The following is a 2,525-nucleotide window of genomic DNA, read 5'->3' as shown; positions in this document are numbered from 1 at the left end:
GAATTATGAAAATCAGAAAGCAAAACAACGTAATCTTTATCGGTTTTTTCAGCAGCTGTTAGTGGAGTTTTATCTTTAGGATAAATAACAAAAGCACCATATAAACCGTCTTGTTCTTGTCCTTTACTATGTGAATGATACCAATAAGTACCATTTTGGCGGACTTTAAACTTATATTCATAAGTTTTATTAGGGGCAATGCCATTAAATTTGTTAAATCCAGGTACACCATCCATAATTCCAGGTAATAATAAGCCATGCCAATGGATTGAAGAGTCCTGATTTTTTAACTTATTGTGAACACGGATAACGGCCTCATCACCTTCTTCAAATTCAAGAAGTGGTGCAACGAATTTACCATTAACGGTAATTCTCTTTAGCGGTTTTCCTGTGATATTTACAGTTTGTTCAGCGATTGTTAAATCATATTCTTTAACTGCCGCCATTACCCAAGTTGATGAAAATAAACCAACTCCAATTAAGAGTACATGACTTAACTTTTTTGACATTCTATCTCACCTTTAGAAAGGTCAAGATTGAAGTAATAAAGCAAATATTTAGTATAAACTTTAATACTTCTTTCTCGCTATTTATAAAATTATTTATTGCTACCAGGCATATTCATCTTTGAATGATCCATTTTAGAATGGTCCATATTCATCATAGAATGATCCATTTTTGACATGTCAGATGAGTTAGGAGACTGATGTTGACTATGATCTTGCTGAGTCTTGTCATCTTTTTCCATTTTACAAGGTTTTGTACAAGGTTTCTGTGCTTTTACCGTTTTAGTGGCACTTGAGGTTGATACATCTTTTGCCCAAGATTGAGTACCAGCAATTAAAGTTCCAGCACACATTAAAATTGTTAGACTACGACGCACTACAGTTTTCATAAGTTTCTCTAAAAGTTAATTTCTTGCTACTACAATAAAGTGAAGCACTGAACATCTAAGTGACTTGAAAATGACATTTTTGTAATCTATCTCGATCAGATGTTTTATAACGTTATTATAGTTTTAATGAATGACTTAGGATTCGGAAATGAGAATACTATTAGTTGAAGATGAACAAAAAACTGGTGATTATCTCAAGCAAGGTTTATCCGAAGCTGGCTATATTACGGACTGGGTTACAGATGGGTTAACGGGTAAACATCAAGCTCTTTCTGAAGAGTATGACTTAATTATTTTAGACGTGATGTTACCTGGACTAAATGGTTGGAATATTATCAATGATATTCGTAGCAGCGGTAAAACAATGCCCATTCTTTTTCTTACCGCCCGAGATCAAATCGAAGATCGAGTAAAAGGATTAGAGCTAGGCGCTGATGATTATTTAGTTAAGCCTTTTGCTTTTGCAGAGCTTCTAGCTCGAATAAAAACGCTCCTTAGACGAGGGCAACAAAGAGAAGATAATAATATTATTAAGATTGCTGATTTAGAACTTGATTTGAGAAAACGTCGGGTAACACGAGCAGGTCAACGCATTGATTTAACGGCTAAAGAATTCGCGCTTATGGAGCTTTTTATGCGTAGAAGAGGTGAAATTCTACCAAGAGCACTTATTGCATCTCAAATTTGGGATATGAACTTTGATAGTGATACGAATGTCGTTGAAGTCGCTATTAAACGATTAAGAAGTAAAGTTGACAGTAACTTTACTCCCAAATTAATTCAGAATATTCGAGGAATGGGGTATGTACTAGAGGTAGAGGATGAATAATAATTTATTCAGAGCGATCAGTTTCCGGATCGGTATCATTTTCTCATTATCTACTATTTTCATTCTAATTATTATGGGTTTGTTCATAAATAAATTAGTAATGCATCATTTTGAGACTCAAGACCGTACCCAATTAGAAGGTAAAATCCAGCTGATTCAGAATCTTATCCAACAGAATCCTAAAAACTCTCCAGAACTTAATCTTTATTTGAGAGACGCTTTAGTTGGACACCATGATCTTATGGTTCAAATAGAACGACCGACAGGTAAAGTTTTATTTAGTTCAGCACCTTCAACAATTAATACTCAACACTTAACCAAGTCAGCAAATAATTCATGGATTAAATGGAAAATTCAGGATAAGACTTATCGTGGCATGATCTACAACACGGATATAAACAAAAATACTGAGATACAATCTGTACGCATTATTGTGGGGATCGATACATCTGAACATCTACATTTTTTAAATGATTTTAAGCGTCAACTTTTTTACATTGGTTTAGCCGGTACGATTTGTTTAATGTTTTTAGGCTGGTTTGCAACCTGGAGAGGTTTAAGACCCGTGCAAAAAATGGCTAAGGTCGCAGAAGGCATTTCTGCCCAACATCTTTCAGAACGTTTAGAAGTTGAGCACACACCAACAGAACTAAAATCATTAGCAATTGCCTTCAATGATATGCTCGACAGACTAGAATCAGCTTTAGAAAGGCTTTCCGATTTTTCATCTGATTTAGCGCATGAAATTAGAACACCGATTAATAACTTAATGACTCAAACTCAAGTATGTCTTGCCCGTAA

4 protein-coding genes are annotated in these 2,525 nt (G+C 34.7%); 2 read left to right on the top strand and 2 right to left on the bottom strand.

Annotated features, from left to right (window positions below; translation table 11 throughout):
* Together B3143_RS15175 and B3143_RS15170 are read right to left on the bottom strand one after the other, a co-directional pair.
* Positions 1–509 (bottom strand): multicopper oxidase domain-containing protein (locus B3143_RS15175; protein WP_286741155.1); only part of this gene is annotated, 509 nt, incomplete at its 3' end.
* Between the two features lie 89 nt (positions 510–598).
* Positions 599–895, bottom strand: a complete 297-nt coding sequence (locus tag B3143_RS15170) for a hypothetical protein (RefSeq protein WP_004760992.1) — start codon at positions 893–895, stop codon at positions 599–601.
* Positions 896–1,043: 148 nt separating this feature from the next.
* On the opposite strand from B3143_RS15170, the gene B3143_RS15165 reads away from it, so the two are divergent.
* Positions 1,044–1,724: a heavy metal response regulator transcription factor gene (locus tag B3143_RS15165; protein WP_004663993.1), complete on the top strand. Its 681-nt coding sequence runs from the start codon at positions 1,044–1,046 to the stop codon at positions 1,722–1,724.
* A partial coding sequence (locus B3143_RS15160) for a HAMP domain-containing protein (RefSeq protein WP_286741152.1) occupies positions 1,717–2,525 on the top strand: 809 nt, incomplete at its 3' end. The genes B3143_RS15165 and B3143_RS15160, both read left to right, overlap by 8 nt.

It is taken from the genome of Acinetobacter sp. UBA1496, from assembly GCF_002324975.1.
GTDB classification, from domain to species: Bacteria; Pseudomonadota; Gammaproteobacteria; order Pseudomonadales; family Moraxellaceae; genus Acinetobacter; species Acinetobacter variabilis.
The sequence above is the reverse complement of the archived record's forward strand: the minus strand, read 5'-3'. Positions and strand labels throughout refer to the sequence as shown.

What these genes read in the sequence shown, in the direction of transcription:
- B3143_RS15170 (WP_004760992.1), bottom strand. Translation starts at nt 895, where the DNA reads ATGAAAACTGTAGTGCGTCGTAGTCTAACAATTTTAATGTGTGCTGGA.
- B3143_RS15165 (WP_004663993.1), top strand. Translation starts at nt 1,044, where the DNA reads ATGAGAATACTATTAGTTGAAGATGAACAAAAAACTGGTGATTATCTC.